The 17,946-nt window shown below is 73.6% G+C and carries 17 protein-coding genes; 7 read left to right on the top strand and 10 right to left on the bottom strand.

Going from position 1 to position 17,946, the window contains the following annotated elements:
- Positions 1 to 115: 115 nt before the first annotated feature.
- Positions 116 to 397: a hypothetical protein gene (locus tag ACZ7IF_RS15965; protein WP_470970860.1), complete on the top strand. Its 282-nt coding sequence runs from the start codon at positions 116 to 118 to the stop codon at positions 395 to 397.
- A gap of 73 nt (positions 398 to 470) precedes the next feature.
- On the opposite strand, the gene ACZ7IF_RS15960 is transcribed toward ACZ7IF_RS15965, so the two are convergent.
- The 4 genes from ACZ7IF_RS15960 to ACZ7IF_RS15945 all read right to left on the bottom strand — a co-directional run bounded on the left by ACZ7IF_RS15960 (position 471) and on the right by ACZ7IF_RS15945 (position 3,150).
- Entirely contained in the window at positions 471 to 959 is a 489-nt protein-coding gene (locus ACZ7IF_RS15960) for a DUF6099 family protein (RefSeq protein ID WP_470970857.1), read from the bottom strand.
- Between the two features lie 122 nt (positions 960 to 1,081).
- Positions 1,082 to 1,423: a nucleotide pyrophosphohydrolase gene (locus ACZ7IF_RS15955; protein WP_470971481.1), complete on the bottom strand. Its 342-nt coding sequence runs from the start codon at positions 1,421 to 1,423 to the stop codon at positions 1,082 to 1,084.
- 50 nt (positions 1,424 to 1,473) lie between these two features.
- Positions 1,474 to 2,688, bottom strand: coding sequence for an AAA family ATPase (locus ACZ7IF_RS15950; RefSeq protein WP_470970852.1), 1,215 nt, complete (start codon positions 2,686 to 2,688; stop codon positions 1,474 to 1,476).
- 66 nt (positions 2,689 to 2,754) lie between these two features.
- The gene (locus ACZ7IF_RS15945) at positions 2,755 to 3,150 is read right to left on the bottom strand and encodes a cell division protein SepF (RefSeq protein ID WP_125606022.1); all 396 of its coding nucleotides are present in this window, start codon (positions 3,148 to 3,150) and stop codon (positions 2,755 to 2,757) included.
- 98 nt (positions 3,151 to 3,248) lie between these two features.
- Between ACZ7IF_RS15945 and ACZ7IF_RS15940 the strand changes: the two genes are divergently transcribed.
- The 3 genes from ACZ7IF_RS15940 to ACZ7IF_RS15930 all read left to right on the top strand — a co-directional run bounded on the left by ACZ7IF_RS15940 (position 3,249) and on the right by ACZ7IF_RS15930 (position 5,679).
- On the top strand, positions 3,249 to 3,914 hold the full coding sequence (locus tag ACZ7IF_RS15940) for a TetR/AcrR family transcriptional regulator (protein WP_470970841.1): 666 nt from the start codon (positions 3,249 to 3,251) through the stop codon (positions 3,912 to 3,914).
- Positions 3,915 to 3,957: 43 nt separating this feature from the next.
- A complete protein-coding gene (locus ACZ7IF_RS15935) occupies positions 3,958 to 4,695 on the top strand; it encodes a DUF2470 domain-containing protein (RefSeq protein WP_470970835.1) in 738 nt (245 codons plus the stop codon).
- Between the two features lie 63 nt (positions 4,696 to 4,758).
- Positions 4,759 to 5,679 carry an NADP-dependent oxidoreductase gene (locus ACZ7IF_RS15930; RefSeq protein ID WP_470970830.1) on the top strand — a complete coding sequence of 307 codons (921 nt, stop codon included), beginning with the start codon at positions 4,759 to 4,761 and terminating at the stop codon, positions 5,677 to 5,679.
- A gap of 104 nt (positions 5,680 to 5,783) precedes the next feature.
- Here the strand turns inward: ACZ7IF_RS15930 and ACZ7IF_RS15925 are convergent, their stop codons facing one another.
- From ACZ7IF_RS15925 to ACZ7IF_RS15900, 6 genes are read right to left on the bottom strand one after another with little or no spacing between them, the layout of a single operon-like run.
- The gene (locus ACZ7IF_RS15925; RefSeq protein WP_470970824.1) at positions 5,784 to 7,106 is read right to left on the bottom strand and encodes an LLM class flavin-dependent oxidoreductase; all 1,323 of its coding nucleotides are present in this window, start codon (positions 7,104 to 7,106) and stop codon (positions 5,784 to 5,786) included.
- Between the two features lie 47 nt (positions 7,107 to 7,153).
- Positions 7,154 to 8,125 (bottom strand): ABC transporter permease, encoded by a 972-nt coding sequence (locus ACZ7IF_RS15920; protein ID WP_470970819.1) that lies wholly within the window; start codon positions 8,123 to 8,125, stop codon positions 7,154 to 7,156.
- Positions 8,122 to 8,943, bottom strand: a complete 822-nt coding sequence (locus ACZ7IF_RS15915) for an ABC transporter ATP-binding protein (RefSeq protein ID WP_470970811.1) — start codon at positions 8,941 to 8,943, stop codon at positions 8,122 to 8,124. The genes ACZ7IF_RS15920 and ACZ7IF_RS15915 overlap by 4 nt, the downstream gene beginning before the upstream one ends.
- A gap of 6 nt (positions 8,944 to 8,949) precedes the next feature.
- Positions 8,950 to 9,993 carry an ABC transporter substrate-binding protein gene (locus ACZ7IF_RS15910; protein ID WP_470970804.1) on the bottom strand — a complete coding sequence of 348 codons (1,044 nt, stop codon included), beginning with the start codon at positions 9,991 to 9,993 and terminating at the stop codon, positions 8,950 to 8,952.
- Positions 9,994 to 10,007: 14 nt separating this feature from the next.
- Positions 10,008 to 10,553 (bottom strand): NADPH-dependent FMN reductase, encoded by a 546-nt coding sequence (gene ssuE, locus ACZ7IF_RS15905; RefSeq protein ID WP_470970796.1) that lies wholly within the window; start codon positions 10,551 to 10,553, stop codon positions 10,008 to 10,010.
- Positions 10,554 to 10,581: 28 nt separating this feature from the next.
- Positions 10,582 to 11,511, bottom strand: a complete 930-nt coding sequence (locus ACZ7IF_RS15900) for a TauD/TfdA dioxygenase family protein (RefSeq protein WP_470970788.1) — start codon at positions 11,509 to 11,511, stop codon at positions 10,582 to 10,584.
- 1,046 nt (positions 11,512 to 12,557) lie between these two features.
- Between ACZ7IF_RS15900 and ACZ7IF_RS15895 the strand changes: the two genes are divergently transcribed.
- From ACZ7IF_RS15895 to scpA, 3 genes are all read left to right on the top strand, one after another.
- Complete coding sequence (locus tag ACZ7IF_RS15895) at positions 12,558 to 13,802, top strand: ROK family protein (RefSeq protein WP_470970781.1); 1,245 nt, start codon at positions 12,558 to 12,560, stop codon at positions 13,800 to 13,802.
- Between the two features lie 63 nt (positions 13,803 to 13,865).
- Entirely contained in the window at positions 13,866 to 15,746 is a 1,881-nt protein-coding gene (mutA, locus tag ACZ7IF_RS15890) for a methylmalonyl-CoA mutase small subunit (protein WP_470970774.1), read from the top strand.
- Complete coding sequence (gene scpA, locus ACZ7IF_RS15885; protein WP_470970767.1) at positions 15,743 to 17,944, top strand: methylmalonyl-CoA mutase; 2,202 nt, start codon at positions 15,743 to 15,745, stop codon at positions 17,942 to 17,944. Before mutA ends, scpA begins: the two co-directional genes overlap by 4 nt.
- Positions 17,945 to 17,946 lie beyond the last annotated feature (2 nt).

Below are 17,946 nucleotides of genomic sequence, written 5' to 3'. Positions count from 1 at the left end.
TGGGGATCGTTGGCTCGGACGGAGCCGGACCGCCCGGCCCGCGCGCCGGCGGCCTCCCGCCGATGCGTCCACCGCCCCCTTCCGCACCGGAAGGGCCAGGGCCGAGGAGGCCGCCATGTCCCACGAGTCCGTGCCCGAGCATCCCGGACAGACCGGACAGGCAGCACACGACCACGCACGCCAGGAGTCCGCGGCACCCGCCCAGGGCGGCGCGCCGAAGGGCCTGCTCCAGCAGATGGAGGAGCTGATGGCGGCGCTGAACGCCGACCTCTCCCAGCTCGACGCCGACCTCCAGCACTCCGCGGACCGCACCCTCCCGGCCGCGCCGGCGGCCCCCGGCGGCCGCGCGTACGAGGGCGAGCTCCGCTCCGACCGCCACTCCGACCGGTCCTTCTGACCGCGCGGGGGTCCCGTCGCGCGCGGCGGGACCCCTCAGCCGCGCACCCGACCGGCCCAGGCCCGCTCCCGGCTCAGCTCACGCCCGACGCCGAGCCCCGTTCGCGTACGGACGCCGCCCGGCGCAGCAGTGACCGCACCCGGTCGCTCGACTCGTCCGCCGCGTCGATCGACTCTATGCACTGCCAGTACAGGCCCTCGTCGTCCGTCGCGCAGGCCACCCCGACGAGGGCTATGCCGACCTCGCCGAGCAGCTCCTGGAGCCCCAGCAGCGCCTGCCGTATGTCGGCCATCCCGGTCAGCTGCGCCGCCCTCGGCGGCTGTTCGGGCGGTCTTCCCTCACCCCGCAGGGCCGCCCGGTCGATGACCCCGCACCCTCTGCCGCCGGCTTCTCCCAGTCCCCGTGCCTCCGCTCTCAGTTCCGGCGGCCCGGTGACCGCCAGCCAGCTCCCCATGCCCTGCGCGAGCGCCTGGGCCTGCCAGGCCTCGCCCACGATGTCCCATGCCTCCCCGCTCCGTGCCAGCGCGTGCCGGCCGGCCGCGATGAGCCGTACCGCATCCATATGCCGTCCCCCGTCCGCACGACATCCCACCGTTCTCCACTACCCAGAGTGAAGGCAACGAGCCAGTAAAGCCAGGGGTATTCGGAAATCTGTGGACACAAACATGGTTGTGGACGACGCCATCACTCCGAAGAGTGACGATCTGGTGTCGAAGTACCGGTTACCGGGAAGCGGAGCTCGTTCCTCTCGATCTTCGCGGCCAGCGCATCCAGCACATCAACCCCGAGAACCTCACAGAACTGCAGCAGATACGCCATCACGTCGGCGACCTCGTCGGTCACTCTGTGGGCGCTTTCGGGCTTCTCCATGACCGCCGCCGACTGTTCCGGAGTCAGCCACTGGAAGATCTCGACCAGTTCGGCGGCCTCCACGCTCAGGGCCACGGCCAGGTTCTTGGGCGTGTGGTACGGGGCCCAGTCCCGGGCGGCCGCGAAATCGGCCAGCCGTCGCTGGAGTTGGTACAGCCGTTCGCCTTGCGGAGGAGCGGGCCCGTCACCCGTGGGTGCTGCGTCGTTCATGGGGACAGGTCTACCACTGAGACGCCGGGGACCCCCCGTCCGGTTCCCGCGGTCTCCTCGCCGACCGCCGCCACCAGCCTGACGTGCCCGCGGCCGCAGGACAGCATGGCCAGCCGCAGCAGTTCGGCGGCCTGCCGCCGGTCCAGCCCCCGGTCGAGGCCGTCGGCGAGGACGGTGAGGGCCTGGCGGGCGGAGAGCAGCTCGGCGGCCGGGTCCACTTCCAGCACCCCGGGCCCGGTGAGCAGGACCAGGGCCAGCGCCAGGAAGCGCAGTTCGCCGGCGCCGAGCCGGTCCAGGCCGGTCGCGGGGCGGCCGGGGCCGCGGTCCAGCACGGCGGCCACGAGCCCGGGGCCGCCGGCGGCCGCCCGTACGTCCAGCCCCGCGACCGGCCCGGCGCAGCCGGCCCGCGCCGCCCCGGCCAGCAGCGCGTGGCGGGTGCCGCATTCGTGGCGGGTCCGGCGCAGCACGTCGGCCAGGTTGCCGCAGTCGGTCCGCAGCCGGCCCTCGCCGGCCGGTACGGGCGCCCGCATCCGGCCGGGGTCCGGGTCGCAGGCGAACACCGCGCGCAGGGCCACCACCACCTGCTCGGCGGCGGCCAGCACCCGGCGCTGTCCCGCCGTGGACCCGGCGACGCGCAGCGGCAGCAGTACGGTGCCGAGGCGGTCGTCGGGCATCGGCGCGCGGGTCACCCCCACGGTGCCACCGGTGAACCAGGCGGCCTCGACGGTGCGCCGGCGCGGGTCGCGCAGGGCGGTGGTGAGCAGGATCCGGCCGTCCTGGGAGAGGCGTTCGCCGGCGATGCGCAGCACGGGCTCGGCCTGGACCGCGAGGTCGAGGCGGACGGGTCCGGAGGGGCCGTCGACCGTGCAGCCGAGGCTGAAGCCGCGCCGCCCGCCGCCGTCGGGCAGGGCCCGCTCGGGCACCCGGGCCCCGGGGTCGGGGAAGACCTCGCGCAGGGTGGCCCCGGAGGCGAGTGCGGCCAGCGCCCGGTAGGCGTCCAGGGCCTGGGTCTTGCCGCTGCCGCTGGGGCCGCCGAAGAGGGTCACGGGGCCCAGCGGGAACACGGCCGCCCGGTGCGGCCCGAAGGCGGAGAGCCGCAGCTCGGTCACGGTCGGGCGTAACGGGCTGTCGGCCGTGGGCTCGGCGCGCGGCGGTGTACCGGTCGCGGCGGAGGGCCCGCCGGGCCCCGCCGCGTCAAGGGTGGCGTCCATGGCCGGACGGTACGGTCCGCCCGGGTGCCTCCGCGCCCGCCGAACCGTTCCGCCGCCGCGACCTTCCTACGATCGGGGGACGGCTGCCGCCGCGATCCCCTCCACCTCGGTCCCGACCGGGGCCAGCAGGAAGACGTTGCGGTCGACCCGGTGCATTCCGCTGCCCAGGCCGAAGACCACGCCGCTGCTGAAGTCGAGGATCCGCTTGGCCACTTCGCTGTCCGCGCCGGTGAGGTCCAGCAGTACGGGGATCTGCGCGATCAGGTACTCCGCCACCTCCCGTGCGTCGGCGAAGATCTGAACCCGGATCACCACGAAGCGCCGCTGTTCCGCCGCGGCCGCGCCGGGGGCCTTGGGGATGGTGCGGTGGTCCACCCGGGAGGGCCATTCGTTGCGACTGCGCAGGGGTACCACCTGCGCGAGTCCCTCCCACTGCTCGTCGGTGACGTCGTACCTGCTCACCGGGCCGCCTCGGCCGTGCGCTTCATGTGCATCCACCCATCCTCTCGTGTTTCACCCGTTCAGCCCAACACCGACACGAAGGACGTAGGGTCGCCGCCATGACCAATGGCGACGAGGTCCGCACGTTGAGCGACATCGCGGGCTCCGGACCCGCCCCGCGCGGTGCCGCGGGGAGCGGCGGGCGGGCCGTACGGCCGCTGCGGCGCGAGGACGCGATCCGCAACCGCGCGCAGATCCTCGCCGCCGCGGAGCAGTTGTTCACCGAGCGGGATCCGCGCAGCGTGACGATGGACCACATAGCCAAGGCGGCCGGCGTCGGCCGGGCCACGCTCTACCGCCGGTTCCCCGATCCGGCCTCCGTGGCCGCCGCGCTCCTGGACGAGCACGAGCGGGTCCTGAGGGGGCGCCTCGCGTTCGGCCCGCCGCCGCTGGGGCCCGGCGCTCCGCCGGCGCGGCGGCTGGCCGCCTTCTACGCGGCGGCCCTGGAGCACCTGGAGCGGCACCTCCCGCTGGTTCTGGGCATCGGCCCCGGCCCGGCCCGGTTCGAGGGCGGCACGTACCGGCACTGGCGCGAACACGTCCGGGCCCTGCTCGTGGAGGCCGGCGCCGACGATCCCGACGTCAGCGTGGACGCCCTGCTCAGCCCGCTCTCCCCGGAGGTCTACCAGTTCCAGCGGCACACCCTGGGCTTCGCGCCCGCACGGATCGCCGAGACGCTCGGCCGGCTGGCGCGCGGGGTACTGCCCGACTCACGAATAGGTTAGGTTAGGCATACCTAAGTCAATCTCCGATGAGGGAGAGATCCGCATGCGCCTGCCCGGTGCCTCAGCCGCCACGCCCGCCGCCCGGCCCACCGGGGCCGAACTGGTCCGCTCGGTCCTGGCCGCCGCCCACTCGATGACGGTCGTCATCGACGGGGTGCGCCACGAGGTCCGCAACCTGGACGGCGGGGACGTGCTCGGCCGGCTGCACCTGCACCCCGCCGCACCCCCGGCCGGACATCCCGCCTCGCTGCTGAACGACGGACCGCCCGCCATCCGGCTGGAGTTCACCGACATCGCCCCGACGCCCGTACGCGACCGGGTGCGCGCCCGCGTCACCGTCCTGGGACACCTGCTGACCCCCTGGGCCGACGAGGGCTCCGCCCCCGGGACCACCACCTGCGTGGAGTACGGCCAGGCGGTCCTGGAGACCGCGCGGGGGACCTCGTACATCGGGCTGGACGAGCTGGACGAGGCCTGGCCCGACCCGCTGGCCCCCTACGAGGCCGGCATGCTCACCCACCTCCTCGACGACCACCCCGAGCTGGTCACCCTGCTGCTGCGGCTGGTGCGGCCGCGGCCCTCGGCCGCCGTCATCCGCGCGCTGCCGCTCGCCATGGACCGGTACGGGATCACCCTGCGTCTGGAGGAGCGCACCGGCCACCGCGACGTGCGGCTGCCCTTCCCGTCCGTGCTCGACGACGTCGACCAGGCGGGCACCCAGATCCAGGCACTGCTCAGCGCGGCCCGGCGGCGCTCGCACCGCAACTCGCTCCCCGCTTGAGGACCACTCAAGTCCGGGTGTCGAACCGGAATTCCCGCCGTCACCCGCTTCGTTGCCCTGTACATGAAGGCAATCACCTACAGCGCCTACGGAACTCCCGCCGCGCTGGAGCTCGTTGAGGTACCCGAGCCCAAGCTCGGCCCGCAGGAGGTCCTGATCCGCGTCAAGGCCGCCGGGGTCAACCCCGTGGACTGGAAGCTCGCCGCCGGGTTCCTCGGCCAGGTCCTCGAGGTCCGCCACCCCGTCATCCCCGGCTGGGACGTCTCCGGCGTCGTCGAGGCCGTCGGCCCCGACACGGACGAATACGCGGTCGGCGACGAGGTCTACGGCTACGTCCGCAAGGAGTGGGTGGAGCTGGGCACTTACGCGGAGCTGGTCACCGCCCCCGTCCGCAGCATCGCGCGCAAGCCCCGCACGCTCGGCTTCGAGGAGGCCGCCGGCCTCCCGCTGGTCGGGCTCACCTCCTACCAGGCGGTCACCCGCGCCGGGGTCGCGGCGGGACAGACCGTGGTCATCCACTCGGCCGCCGGCGGTGTCGGCTCGCTCGGCGTGCAGATCGCGCTCTCGCTCGGGGCCCGGGTCATCGGCACGGCGGGCGCCCGCCACCACGAGTACCTGCGCGAGCTGGGCGCCGAGCCGGTGCTCTACGGGGACGGCGTGGAGGACCGGATCCGCGAGCTGGCCCCCGAGGGCGTGGACGTGGGTCTCGACTTCTACGGCGACGGGGGCGTCGAGATGCTCCAGTCGGTGGTCCGGGAGGGCGGCCCGGTCATCTCCGTCGCCGACAACGACGCCGGCGACAAGGGCGCCAAGCACATCTGGGCGCGCGTCTCCAGCGGCGACCTGACCACCCTCGCGGAGCTCGCCGACGCGGGCCGGATCAGCGTCAAGGTCGGGCACGTGCTGCCGCTGGAGGAGGCCGCGAAGGCCTGGGAGCTGAGCGCGGCGGGCGGCACCAACGGCAAGATCGTCCTGACGGTCTGAGCGCGGGCGCGGCAGGGGCCGCGTGCGGTCGGTCCCGGACGCACGGGCGCGGCCCCCGGAGTGCGCGCTCCGGGGGCCCGCCCCGTTCCCCTCCCTCCCCTCGCCTACCGGGTGTGGCGGTTGACGGGGCGCGGCAGGCCGTAGTTCTCGCGCAGGGTGCGTCCGGTGTACTCGGTGCGGAACAGACCGCGGTCCTGGAGGATCGGCACGACCTGGTCGACGAAGTCGGTGAGGCCGGTGGGCAGGACCGGCGCCATGATGTTGAACCCGTCGGCGGCGCCCTGGGTGAACCACTCCTCCAGCTGGTCCGCGATCTGCTCAGGGGTGCCGGCGAAGACGCGGTGGCCGCGCCCGGCGCCGAGGCGGGCGATCAGCTCCCGCAGGGTGAGCCCGTCGCGGCGGGCGATCTCGGCGACGAGCGTGAAGCGGCTCTTGTTGCCGTTGATCTCCCGCTCCTCGGGGAGTTCGGGCAGCGGGCCGTCGAGATCGGCGCCGGTGAGGTCGGTGCCCAGCATCCCGGACAGCTGGGCGAGCCCGTACTCGGGGACCTGGAGCTCGGTGAGCTCCCGCTCCAGGGCCTTCGCCTCGGCCTCGGTGGCACCGATGACGGGAGCGATGCCGGGCAGGACGAGCAGTTCGTCCTCGCTGCGGCCGTACCGGGCGAGGCGGGACTTGAGGTCCTTGTAGAAGGTCTGGCCGTCGGCGAGGGTCTGCTGCGCGGTGAACACCGCCTCGGCGTACTGGGCCGCGAACTCCTTGCCGGACTCGGACGAGCCGGCCTGCACGAGCAGCGGGTACCCCTGCGGGGAGCGGGGCACGTTGAGCGGGCCCGCGACGCCGAAGTACTCCCCCTTGTGCGCGGCGGGGTGGAGCTTGCCGATGTCGGCGTAGATGCCGCGCTCCTTGTCGAGGACGATCGCGTCGTCCTCCCAGCTGTCCCAGAGCTTGGTGGCGACGTCGAGGAACTCGCGGGCCCGGTCGTAGCGCAGCCCGTGCTCCAGGTGCTCCTCGCGGTTGAAGTTGCGGGCCTCGTCGAGGGTGCCGGAGGTGACGATGTTCCAGCCGGCGCGGCCGCCGCTGATGTGGTCGAGGGAGGCGAACTTGCGGGCGAGGTTGTAGGGCTCGTTGAACGTGGTGGAGACGGTGGCGATCAGGCCGATGTGCTCGGTGACGGCGGCGATCGCGGAGAGCAGGGTGATCGGCTCGAAGCCGCCGAGGGCGTTGTACCGGGCCTTGCCCCACAGGGCCACGCCGTCCGCGAAGAAGATCGAGTCCAGCCGTCCGCGCTCGGCGGTGCGGGCCAGCTCCTGGAAGTAGCGCACGTCGGTGACGCGCTCGGGGCTGCTGGCCGGGTGCCGCCAGGCGGCGTCGTGGTGGCCGGCGTTCATCAGGAAGGCGTTGAGGTGGAGCGTGCGGGGTGCGGGCATGTCTGTTCCCTGGGTCGGGCGGGCGGGGACGGGGCGCGGGCCGGGGGTCAGGCGGGGACGCGCCAGAGGCTGAGGCGGCGTTCGATCGCCACCAGGACCTGGTTGAAGGCCACGCCGATCGCCGAGATCGTGACGATCCCCGCGTACATCTGCGGAATGGCGAAGTTGAACTGCGAGGCGTTGATCAGGTAGCCGAGGCCCGCCTTGGCGCCGATCATCTCGGCGGCCACCAGGACCAGGATCGACACGGCTCCGGCCAGGCGGATGCCCGTGAAGACGGCCGGGACGGAGGCCGGCAGGATCACCTTCTGGAAGAGCCTGGGGGTGGACAGGTCCATCGACCGGGCCAGCCTGACCAGGGTGGGGTCCGCGTTGCCGACGGCGCTGATGGTGTTCAGCAGGATCGGCCAGACGCAGGCGTAGACGACGATCGACACCTTCGAGGTCTCGCCGATGCCGAGGAGCAGGACGAAGACGGGCAGCAGCGCGAGGGCCGCCGTGTTGCGGAACAGCTCCAGCAGCGGGCCGAGGAACGCCGCGACGGGCCGGTACCAGCCGATCAGGAGCCCCAGCGGGACCGCCACCGCGACGGCGATGGCGAAGCCGCCGAAGGACCGGGTGAGGCTGGCCCGGGCGTGCTCGCCGAGCCGGCCGTCGCCGAGCAGCTCCCACCAGGCCCGGGCCACCTCGCTGACCGGGGGCAGGAAGGTGGCGTCGACCAGCCCGAGCCGGGGCGCGGCCTCCCACAGCGCGAGCAGGACGAGGATCGCCGCCGACCGCAGCAGCCCGGCCCGCAGCCACCGCAGTACGGGGACCCCCCGGGCCGGCCGGCGGACGGCCGGCGCGGCGGCGGCGGGGGCCGCCGGCCGCGCCTCATCCCGTACGGCGCCCGGGTCCGCGGAACGCGGCTCCGGGGAGACCCCGGACGCCTCCCCGGCGGGGGCGGGCGTGCCGGCCCGGCCGCGCGGGGCCGGCGCCCGCTCGGCGAGGGTGGCGGTGACGGGTGCATCGGTGCTCATACGGCGGCCTCTTCCTTCTCCAGCTGCTGGGCGCGGGCCACCTCGTCGTGGAGCAGGCTCCAGATCTCGTGGCGGTAGCGGGCGAACTCCGGGCTGGAGCGCAGGTCCTCGCCGGTGGCCCCGGTGAGCCGGTCCCCGAGCGAGACCGGGACGACCTCCTTGACGCGGCCCGGCCGGGAGGTGATGACCGCCACCCGCTGCCCGAGGTACACGGCCTCCTCGATGCCGTGCGTGATGAAGACGACCGTCTTGCCGGTCCGCTGCCAGATGCGCCGCAGCTCGTCCTGGAGGGACTCGCGGGTCTGCGCGTCCAGTGCGGCGAAGGGCTCGTCCATCAGCAGCACGTCCGGGTCGTACGCCAGCGAGCGGGCGATCGCGACCCGCTGGCGCATCCCGCCGGAGAGCTCGTGCGGATGCCGGTCCTCGAATCCGCTGAGGCCCACCAGCTCCAGGAACTCACGTGCCCTCACCGCTCGTTGCCTGCGCGGGACGCCGGTGGCCTCCAGGCCGAACTCGACGTTGCCGAGCGCGGTGCGCCAGGGCAGGAGCGCGTACTGCTGGAAGACGATGCCCCGGTCCAGTCCCGGCCCGGTGACGGGCTCGCCGTCGAGCAGGATGCGGCCTGAGGTGGGCCGGGTGAGGCCGCCGAGGAGGTCCAGGAGGGTGGACTTGCCGCAGCCGCTGGGACCGACGACGACCAGGAACTCCCCCGCCCCGATCTCCAGGTCGATCCCGTCGAGCGCGGTGAACTCGGCTCCTCCCCTGCCCCCCTTGACCGGGAACGTCTTGGTCACGGACTCGAACACGATCTTGGCCATGCCGGTTCAGCCCTTCCCCTGGCCGTTGAACTCGTTGGTGTACAGATCAGCGGCCTTGAGCTGGCCGGGCTTGATCTCGCCCCGCTCGCCGAGCCAGTCCAGCCACAGCTGGAACTCCTTGTCCTCGATCCGCCCGTACTGCCCGGCGACCCCGTAGGAGCGCCAGTACTGGAGGGTGGCGGTGTCCTCGTTGCGGCCGCGCTTCCTGACGATCTCGGTCTGGCGGGCGATGACCTCCTCGCGCGGGGTGGTGCGCGACCATTCGATGGCCTTGCCGACCCCGGTGACGAAGGTGCGGACGGTGTCCGGGTTCTCCTTCACGAACTGCTTCGTCATCACGTACGAGCCGGCGCTGAACTTGCCGAGCAGGTCGTAGTCGCTGAACAGGGGCCGGATCCCGCCGGCCGCCAGGGCCTTGTCCCGCAGTACGCCGCCGAGCACCCCGACCTCGATCTGCTTCTGCCGCAGCACCTGCTCGGTGTTGACGGGCGGCACGACGAGCGCCTCGACCTTCGCTGAATCCGCCTTCGATATCCCGTTGCGGCTCAGGTAGATGTCCAGGAGGGCCTGGGCGTGCGCGCCCAGGGTGTTCATGCCGACCTTCTTGCCGAGCAGGTCGCGGGCCGAGCGGATCGGGCTGTCCTCCAGGACGTAGTAGCCGCTGTACGCGTCCTGGTCGACCCCGTAATAGGAAATGACAGAGGTGATCGGGGCCTTGCTGGAGGCGAGTTTGACGATCGCGCCGTTGAAGGCGCCGCCGAAGTGGATCTGGCCGGTGGCGGCGGACTGGATGTCCTGCGGGCCGCTGATGGTGTTGCCGACCCATTCCAGCTTGAGGTTCCCGAGGTAGCCGAGGTCGGCGGCCAGCTCGGGGAGGGTGACGGCGCCCACGTTGCCCTGGTACTTGAGCGTGGTGACCTGGCCGCCGGAACGGCCGGGGCCGCCTCCGGTGGCGGTGGCCGTGCCGCAGCTCACCGCGGCCGCCGAGATGCCGAGCAGGGTGAGGAACTGGCGCCGGGAGCGGGTGGCCGTGGTGGGTGCTGCGGACATGACGGATCCTTGGGTTACGGGACGGTGGTGAGGGCGGGGAACGCGTCGGCGAACTCGTCGACGGCCTGGAAGAGGTCCAGTTCCGCCTCGGGGCGCAGCCGGTCGGGGCCGGCTCCGCGCTCGACGGAGGAGTCCAGGACGAAGCGCCCGGCGGTGACGTGCCGGGCGCCGAGTGCGGCGAGCACCGGGCGCAGGGCGTAGTCGATGGTCAGGACGTGGGCGAGGCTGCCGCCAGTGGCCAGCGGCAGGACGGTCTTCCCGGCCAGGCCGTCCTGCGGGAGCAGGTCGAGGAAGGCCTTGAGCAGCCCGGTGTACGAGGCCTTGTAGACCGGCGTCGCGATGACCAGGCCATCCGCTTCGGCGACGGCCTCCAGGGCGCGGCGGATCTCCGGCTCGCCGCGCCGGGCGGACAGCAGGTCGGCGGCGGGGAGGGTGCGTACGGGCAGGTGGGCGGTCTCGAACCCGGCGTGGGCCAGGCGCCGCAGCACGTGGTCGGCGACGACCTCGGTGCGGGAGTGGGCGGAGGGGCTGCCGGTGAGGGCGAGCAGCTTGGGCGGCACGGCGTACTCCGTTCTGGGGCGGTGGGGGTCAGGCGGAGGCCGAGGCTCCGGAGGCGATGCCGAAGGACGGCTCGGGAACGCTCTCGGGGCTGACCAGACGGGAGGGCACCCCGTCGGGCCCGACGGGGACGTCGCCGTCGACGGTGACGCGGCGCAGGGTGCGCTCGTGGTCGTCGGAGTCGTCGACGCCGTAGTGCTGGGTGGCACGGTTGTCCCAGATCGCGACGTCACCGGCCTGCCACTGCCACCGCACGGTGTTCTCGGGGCTCTCGATGTGCGCCTGGAAGAGGTCCACCAGGACCCGCGAGTCCCGGCCGGTCAGGCCCTGGATCCGCTGCACGAAGTTGCCGAGGAGCAGGGTCCGCTCGCCGGTCTCGGGGTGGACGCGGACCAGCGGGTGCTCGGTGAGGAACTTGGTGGAGGTGAACACCTCGCGGTACTGGGCGAGGGCCTCGGGGAGGGCGCCCGGCTTCAGGGCGGCGTAGTCGTACTCGTTGGAGTGCACGGCGCGCAGCCCGTCGGCGAGCGCCCGCAGCGGCTCGGGCAGGTGGGAGTAGGCGGTGGCGGTGTTGGCCCAGAGGGTGTCGCCGCCGTACGGGGGGATGGTGACGGCCCTCAGGATCGAGAACGCGGGGTAGGCCGGGACGAAGGTCACGTCGGTGTGCCACTGGTTGGCGCGGGCGCCGTGGTGGGAGTCGATGCCGAGGGCGTACCGCCCGTCCGCGGAGGGCACGGTGGGGTGCGCGACGGGCGTCCCGAGCAGCTGGGCGAAGGCCTCGTGGGAGGCCTCGTCGAGGTGGTCCTGGCCGCGGAAGAAGACGACCTTGTGGGCGAGCAGGGCGGCCCTGACCTCGGCGACGGTCTCGGCAGCGAGCTCGCCGCCGAGGCGTACGCCGCCGATCTCGGCGCCGATGCGGCCGCCGATCTTCGTGACGGTGGTGGCAGTGGCAGTGGCCATGAGGGCTCCTCGGTATTTATTTCCGCAGCGGAAGAAATGGGCGCAGGAGAGGTCCCGGACCCGGCGGGTACGCCGGTGCACGGCGGGACGGTGTTGCGGGAGCGGCCGGGGCGACACCCCGGGCCCGGCGGCGATCACGCGGCGGGGGTACGGGGCGGCCAGGGGCCGGCGGGTCGGGGGCTCAGGCCCCGAGAAGGGCCGGACAGCGGCCCGGACACCTGTCCGGCGCGGTACAGGGGCCGGAGGTGTGGAGCCGCGGGGCGAGGTGCGCGTTCGCGGTCATGGCTCGGAGCCTGTCAGCGCCGCCGCACGGGGTCAACCCCCGCCCCGCCCCCCGGCGGAGCCCTGCCACAGGGGCGCTGACCTGGGGCTTCTCCCCGCCGAGCGGCCGAAAACACCTGGCCGGATTTCACGGCGCCGCAACGCCCCCGCCATGTCGCTCCGCGTCGGTGGCCGGTGTGCCGCTGCGCGGGGCGGTCCCCTACCCGCCCTTCGCCCGTTCCCCGGGCTCCGTCCGGACCCCACCGGGGCTCCGCCCCCGGACTCTCGCGCCTCAACGCCGGCGAGGCTGGAAGTGCGGGCATCAGCCCCAGACGGACCGCGGACGCCGAGCGATGAGGAGCGCGTAGCGATCTGCTGCGCCTGGGTGCTCCGCAGGGGCATCCGGTCAACATTTGGTGCAGGCAGCCGGGCGCCTGCCCCGGAACCAGGCCCATACGGGCCCGGACGCCCGGCGGGCCGGCCCCCGGCCCCTCGCCTCATCGCCGAGAGAGCCGTCCCTCCGACCATGGACCGTGCCGTTCCTTTGGGGGTTTCCCGGCAGTCCTTTGTCTTTCCGGGGCGGGTCGGTCGGTCAAGGGTCGCCGAAGGCGATCACGCAGTGACGCGACCGAAGGGAGCGCCCTTGAGGGACCGGCACGACACGGAAGGACGATGGGACTGCCGGGAAACCCCCGAGCCCTCCCGGACACCGCCCAGGCAAGACACCCCCACCCCCACCCCCACCCCCACCCACTCCCCCACCCCCACCCCGGCATCATCAGGGCATGACGAGAATGGCCGGCGACAGCCGGGGCGCCGCCAATGCCGCCGCCGTGTTGCGGACCGTGCTGGATCACGGGCCCGTCGCCCGCAGCGGGATCTCGGCCCTGTGCGGCCTGAGCCCCGCCGCGGTGTCGCGACAGGCCACCGGGCTGCTGCGGGCCGGGCTGCTGCGCGAGCTGCCCGGGCCCTCACCGCATGCCGGGTCCGGGCGGCCGCGGGTGCCGCTCGACCTGCACACCGGGGCGGTCGGCGGACCGGTCGCCGCCGGGCTGCACATCGGGGTGCCCGCCTCCACCTTCAGCCTCGTCGACCTGCGCGGCCGGACCCTGGCCCGCCGCTCCCTCCCCCACCTCCCCCACCACGCCGGGCGGAACGACCCCGCCCGCATCGCCGCCGGACTCCGCGCCTTCCTCCGCGAGTCCGACACCGGCCGCCCCCTCCTCGGCCTCGGCGCCGCGCTCGGCGGCTGGGTCCGCCCCGACACCGGGACCGTCGTGCGCCATCCCGCACTCGGCTGGCACGACCGCCCCCTCGCCGACGAGCTCGGCGCCGCCCTCAAGCTCCCCGTACGCGTCGACAACCACGCCCGGGCCGTCGCCGCCGCCGAGATCCTGTTCGGGCACCCGGCGGCCCGCCGCAGCCTCGTCCACCTCTTCATCGGCAACGTCGTCGACGCCGCGTTCGGCATCGAGGGCACCGTCCACCAGGGCCCGGGCTCCGCCGCCGGCGACGTCGCCCACCTCCCCGTGCCCGGATCCGGCGCCGCCTGCGCGTGCGGCCGTACGGGGTGCCTCCAGGCGGCCGCCTCCGACACCGCGCTCGGCATCGAGGCCGTGCGGCGCGGGATCGTCCCCGACCCGTCGGTGCCGCTGCTGGCCGACGCCGCCGCGGCCGGGGACCCCCGTGCGGACCGCCTGCTGCGCGAGCGCGCCCGGGACGTCGGGCGGGCCGCGGCCCTCCTCCTCGACGTGTTCAACCCGGCGGTCATGGTCGTCACCGAACTCTCCAGCGTCCTGCACGAGGGGTACCTCGACGAGATCCGCGCCGCCGCCCTGGAAAGGTCCCGCGTGTGCGACGACCCCGCGCGGATCGTCGCCCCGCACGCCGGCCCGGCCGTACTACCCCAGGCCGCCGCGACGGTCCTGCTGGGCCCCCTGTTCCGAGATCCGGCGGCCCCCGCCCCAAGCCCCGCCCAACCCCCCGCCCCACCCCACCCGACCCCACCCCCCACCCCAGAGCTCATCTGAGAGGGCGAGATCACATCCGGTGGTTATGGCAACCGCCGAGTAGCCACCCCTAGCATTCGAGCCATGACGGTCCTGCCTGACGACGGGCTCTCCCTGGCCGCCGAATTTCCTGACGCGACACATGAGCAGTGGCAACGCCTCGTCGAGGGCGTACTGCGCAAGTCGGGCAAGGAAGTCACCGGCGAGGCAGCGGAAGCAGCACTGTCCACCAAACTCGAGGACGGGCTCATCACCCGCCCGCTGTACACGGCGCGCCCCGACGCGGGCGCCCCCGCCGCGGACGGCCCCGACACCGGCTTCCCCGGGTTCGCGCCCTTCGTGCGGGGCGGGACCCCCGAGGGCAACAGCGCCTCGGGCTGGGACGTGCGCCAGCGCCTCGCGGGCAGTGATCCGGTACGGGTCAACGAGGCGGCCCTCGCCGACCTGGAGAACGGCACCACCTCCCTCTGGCTGACCGTCGGCCGACAGGGCATCCCCGCCGAAGGCCTGGGCCGCGCCCTGAAGGACGTCTACCTCGACCTCGCCCCGGTCACCCTTGACGCCGGCGCCGACTACGCCGACGCCGCACGCGCGTTGCTCGCCCTGTACGCGGAGCGCGAGGTGTCCCCCGACGCCGCCCGCGCCGCGCTCGGCATCGACCCGCTGGGCCACGAGGCCCGCACCGGCGAGGCCCTGGACACCGCCCCCGCCGCCGAGATCGCCCGCGAGGCGGCCGCGTCCTGGCCGGGCGTGCGCGCGCTGACCGTCGACGCGCTGCCGTACCACGAGGCCGGCGGCTCGGCGGCCGAGGAGCTCGGGCTGTCCCTGGCCACCGGGGTCGCGTACCTGCGCGCCCTGACGGAGGCCGGCCTCGGCACCGAAGCCGCCTTCGGGCAGCTGGAGTTCCGCTACTCGGCGACCGCCGACCAGTTCCTGACCATCGCCAAGCTGCGCGCCGCCCGCCGCCTGTGGGCCCGGATCGCCGAGGCATGCGGCACCCCGGAGGCGGGCGCCCAGCGGCAGCACGCCGTCACCTCGCCGGTGATGATGACCCGCCGCGACCCGTGGGTGAACATGCTGCGGACCACCGTCGCCTGCATGGCGGCCGGTGTGGGCGGCGCGGACTCCGTCACCGTGCTCCCCTTCGACAGCGAGCTCGGCCTGCCGGACGCCTTCGCGCGCCGGATCGCCCGCAACACCTCGACCGTCCTCCTGGAGGAGTCGCACCTGGCCCGGGTGATCGACCCGGCCGGCGGCTCCTACTACGTGGAGCAGCTCACCGACGAACTCGCCCGCGCCGCGTGGGAGTTCTTCCAGACCGTCGAGCGCGCGGGCGGCCAGGCCGCCGCGCTGCGCTCCGGGCTGGTCGCGGAGCGGCTCGCGGCCACCTGGGCGGCGCGCTCGAAGAAGCTGGCCACCCGCCGCGAACCGGTCACCGGCGTCAGCGAGTTCCCGCTGCTGTCGGAGAAGCCCCTCGTCCGGGAGGCGGCCCCCGCCGCCCCGTCCGGCGGTCTGCCGCGGGTGCGGCGCGACGAGGCGTACGAGGCGCTGCGCGCCCGCAGTGACGCGCACCTGGAGGCCGCCGGCACCCGGCCGCGGATCTTCCTCGCCGCCCTCGGCCCGGCCTCCGCGCACACCGCACGGGCCACCTTCGCCTCGAACCTCTTCCAGGCGGGCGGAATCGAGCCCGTGCACGACCCGGTGTCCGTCGACGCGGCGAACGCCGCCGAGGCGTACGCGGCGAGCGGCGCGGACGGCGTGGCGGTGCTGTGCTCCAGTGACGCGCTGTACGAGGAGCAGGCCGCGGCGGTGGCAGCCGCCCTGCGCGGGGCCGGCGCGACGACCGTGTTCCTCGCGGGCAAGCCCGGCACCTGCGCCGACGCCGTGGACGAGTACGTATTCGCCGGCTGCGACGCGGTCGCCGTGCTGTCCTCCGTACTCGACCGGATGGGAGTCGCGCAGTGAGCAGCATCCCCGATTTCTCCGAGCTCGCCCTCGGCGCTGCCCCGAGCGGCGCCACCCAGGACCAGTGGCGTGCCGCGGTGAAGGAGTCCACCGGCACCACCCCCGCCGACCTGCTGTGGGAGACGCCCGAGGGCATCGGCGTACAGCCGCTGTACACGGGCCGGGACCTGGAGGGCCTGGACTTCCTCCAGACCTACCCGGGTGTGGCCCCGTACCTGCGCGGCCCGTACCCGACGATGTACGTGAACCAGCCCTGGACGATCCGGCAGTACGCCGGTTTCTCCACGGCCGAGGAGTCCAACGCCTTCTACCGGCGCAACCTGGCGTCCGGACAGAAGGGCCTGTCGGTCGCCTTCGACCTGCCGACGCACCGCGGCTACGACAGCGACCACCCGCGCGTGACGGGCGACGTCGGCATGGCGGGCGTGGCGATCGACTCGATCTACGACATGCGGCAGCTGTTCGACGGGATCCCGCTGGACAAGATGTCGGTGTCGATGACGATGAACGGCGCGGTGCTGCCGGTCCTCGCGCTCTACATCGTGGCGGCGGAGGAGCAGGGCGTCTCGCCCGACAAGCTCGCCGGGACCATCCAGAACGACATCCTCAAGGAGTTCATGGTCCGCAACACCTACATCTATCCGCCGAAGCCCTCGATGCGGATCATCTCGGACATCTTCTCCTTCACCTCGCAGAAGATGCCGCGCTACAACTCCATCTCGATCTCCGGGTACCACATCCAGGAGGCGGGGGCCACGGCGGACCTGGAGCTGGCGTACACCCTCGCGGACGGCGTGGAGTACCTGCGGGCCGGTCAGGGCGCCGGGCTGGACGTGGACGCGTTCGCGCCGCGCCTGTCGTTCTTCTGGGCGATCGGCATGAACTTCTTCATGGAGGTCGCGAAGCTGCGCGCCGCCCGCCTGCTGTGGGCGAAGCTGGTCAAGCAGTTCGATCCGAAGAACGCCAAGTCCCTCTCCCTGCGCACCCATTCGCAGACCTCGGGCTGGTCGCTCACGGCGCAGGACGTCTTCAACAACGTCACGCGCACGTGCATCGAGGCGATGGCGGCCACCCAGGGCCACACGCAGTCGCTGCACACCAACGCCCTCGACGAGGCCCTCGCGCTGCCGACGGACTTCTCGGCGCGCATCGCCCGCAACACCCAGCTGCTGCTCCAGCAGGAGTCGGGGACCTGCCGGTCGATCGACCCGTGGGGCGGCAGCGCGTACGTGGAGAAGCTGACGTACGACCTGGCGCGCCGGGCCTGGCAGCACATCCAGGAGGTCGAGGCGGCCGGCGGCATGGCGCAGGCCATCGACGCGGGCATCCCGAAGCTGCGCGTGGAGGAGGCCGCCGCCCGTACGCAGGCGCGGATCGACTCCGGCCGGCAGCCGGTGATCGGCGTGAACAAGTACCGGGTGGAGAACGACGAGCAGATCGACGTCCTCGTCGTGGACAACTCCTCGGTGCGCGCCCAGCAGATCGCCAAGCTGCGGCGGCTGCGCGAGGAGCGCGACGAGGCCCGTACGCAGGACGCGCTGCGGGCGCTGACGAACGCGGCCGAGCGCGGTGCCGGCCAGGGTCTGGAGGGCAACCTGCTGGCGCTGGCGGTGGACGCGGCGCGGGCCAAGGCGACCGTCGGTGAGATCTCCGACGCACTGGAGAAGGTGTACGGGCGGCACGCGAGCCAGATCCGTACGATCTCGGGTGTGTACCGCACCGAAGCAGGCGAGTCCCCGTCCGTGGAGCGCACCCGTGCGCTCGTCGACCGGTTCGAGGAGGCGGAGGGCCGCCGTCCGCGCATCCTGGTCGCGAAGATGGGCCAGGACGGCCACGACCGCGGTCAGAAGGTCATCGCGACGGCCTTCGCCGACCTGGGCTTCGACGTGGACGTCGGCCCGCTGTTCCAGACCCCCGCGGAGGTGGCCCGCCAGGCCGTGGAGGCGGACGTCCACGTGGTGGGCGTCTCGTCACTGGCGGCCGGCCACCTGACCCTCGTACCGGCGCTGCGCGAGCAGCTGGCGGAGGAGGGGCGCGAGGACATCATGATCGTGGTGGGCGGTGTGATCCCGCCGGCGGACGTCCCGACGCTGCTGGAGATGGGTGCGACGGCGGTCTTCCCGCCGGGCACGGTCATCCCGGACGCGGCCCACGACCTGGTGACGCGGCTGGCCGCGGACCTGGGCCACGAGCTGTAGGC

This window comes from Streptomyces sp. NPDC037421 (genome assembly GCF_055602105.1).
This window is presented reverse-complemented; position numbering and strand designations above follow the sequence as displayed.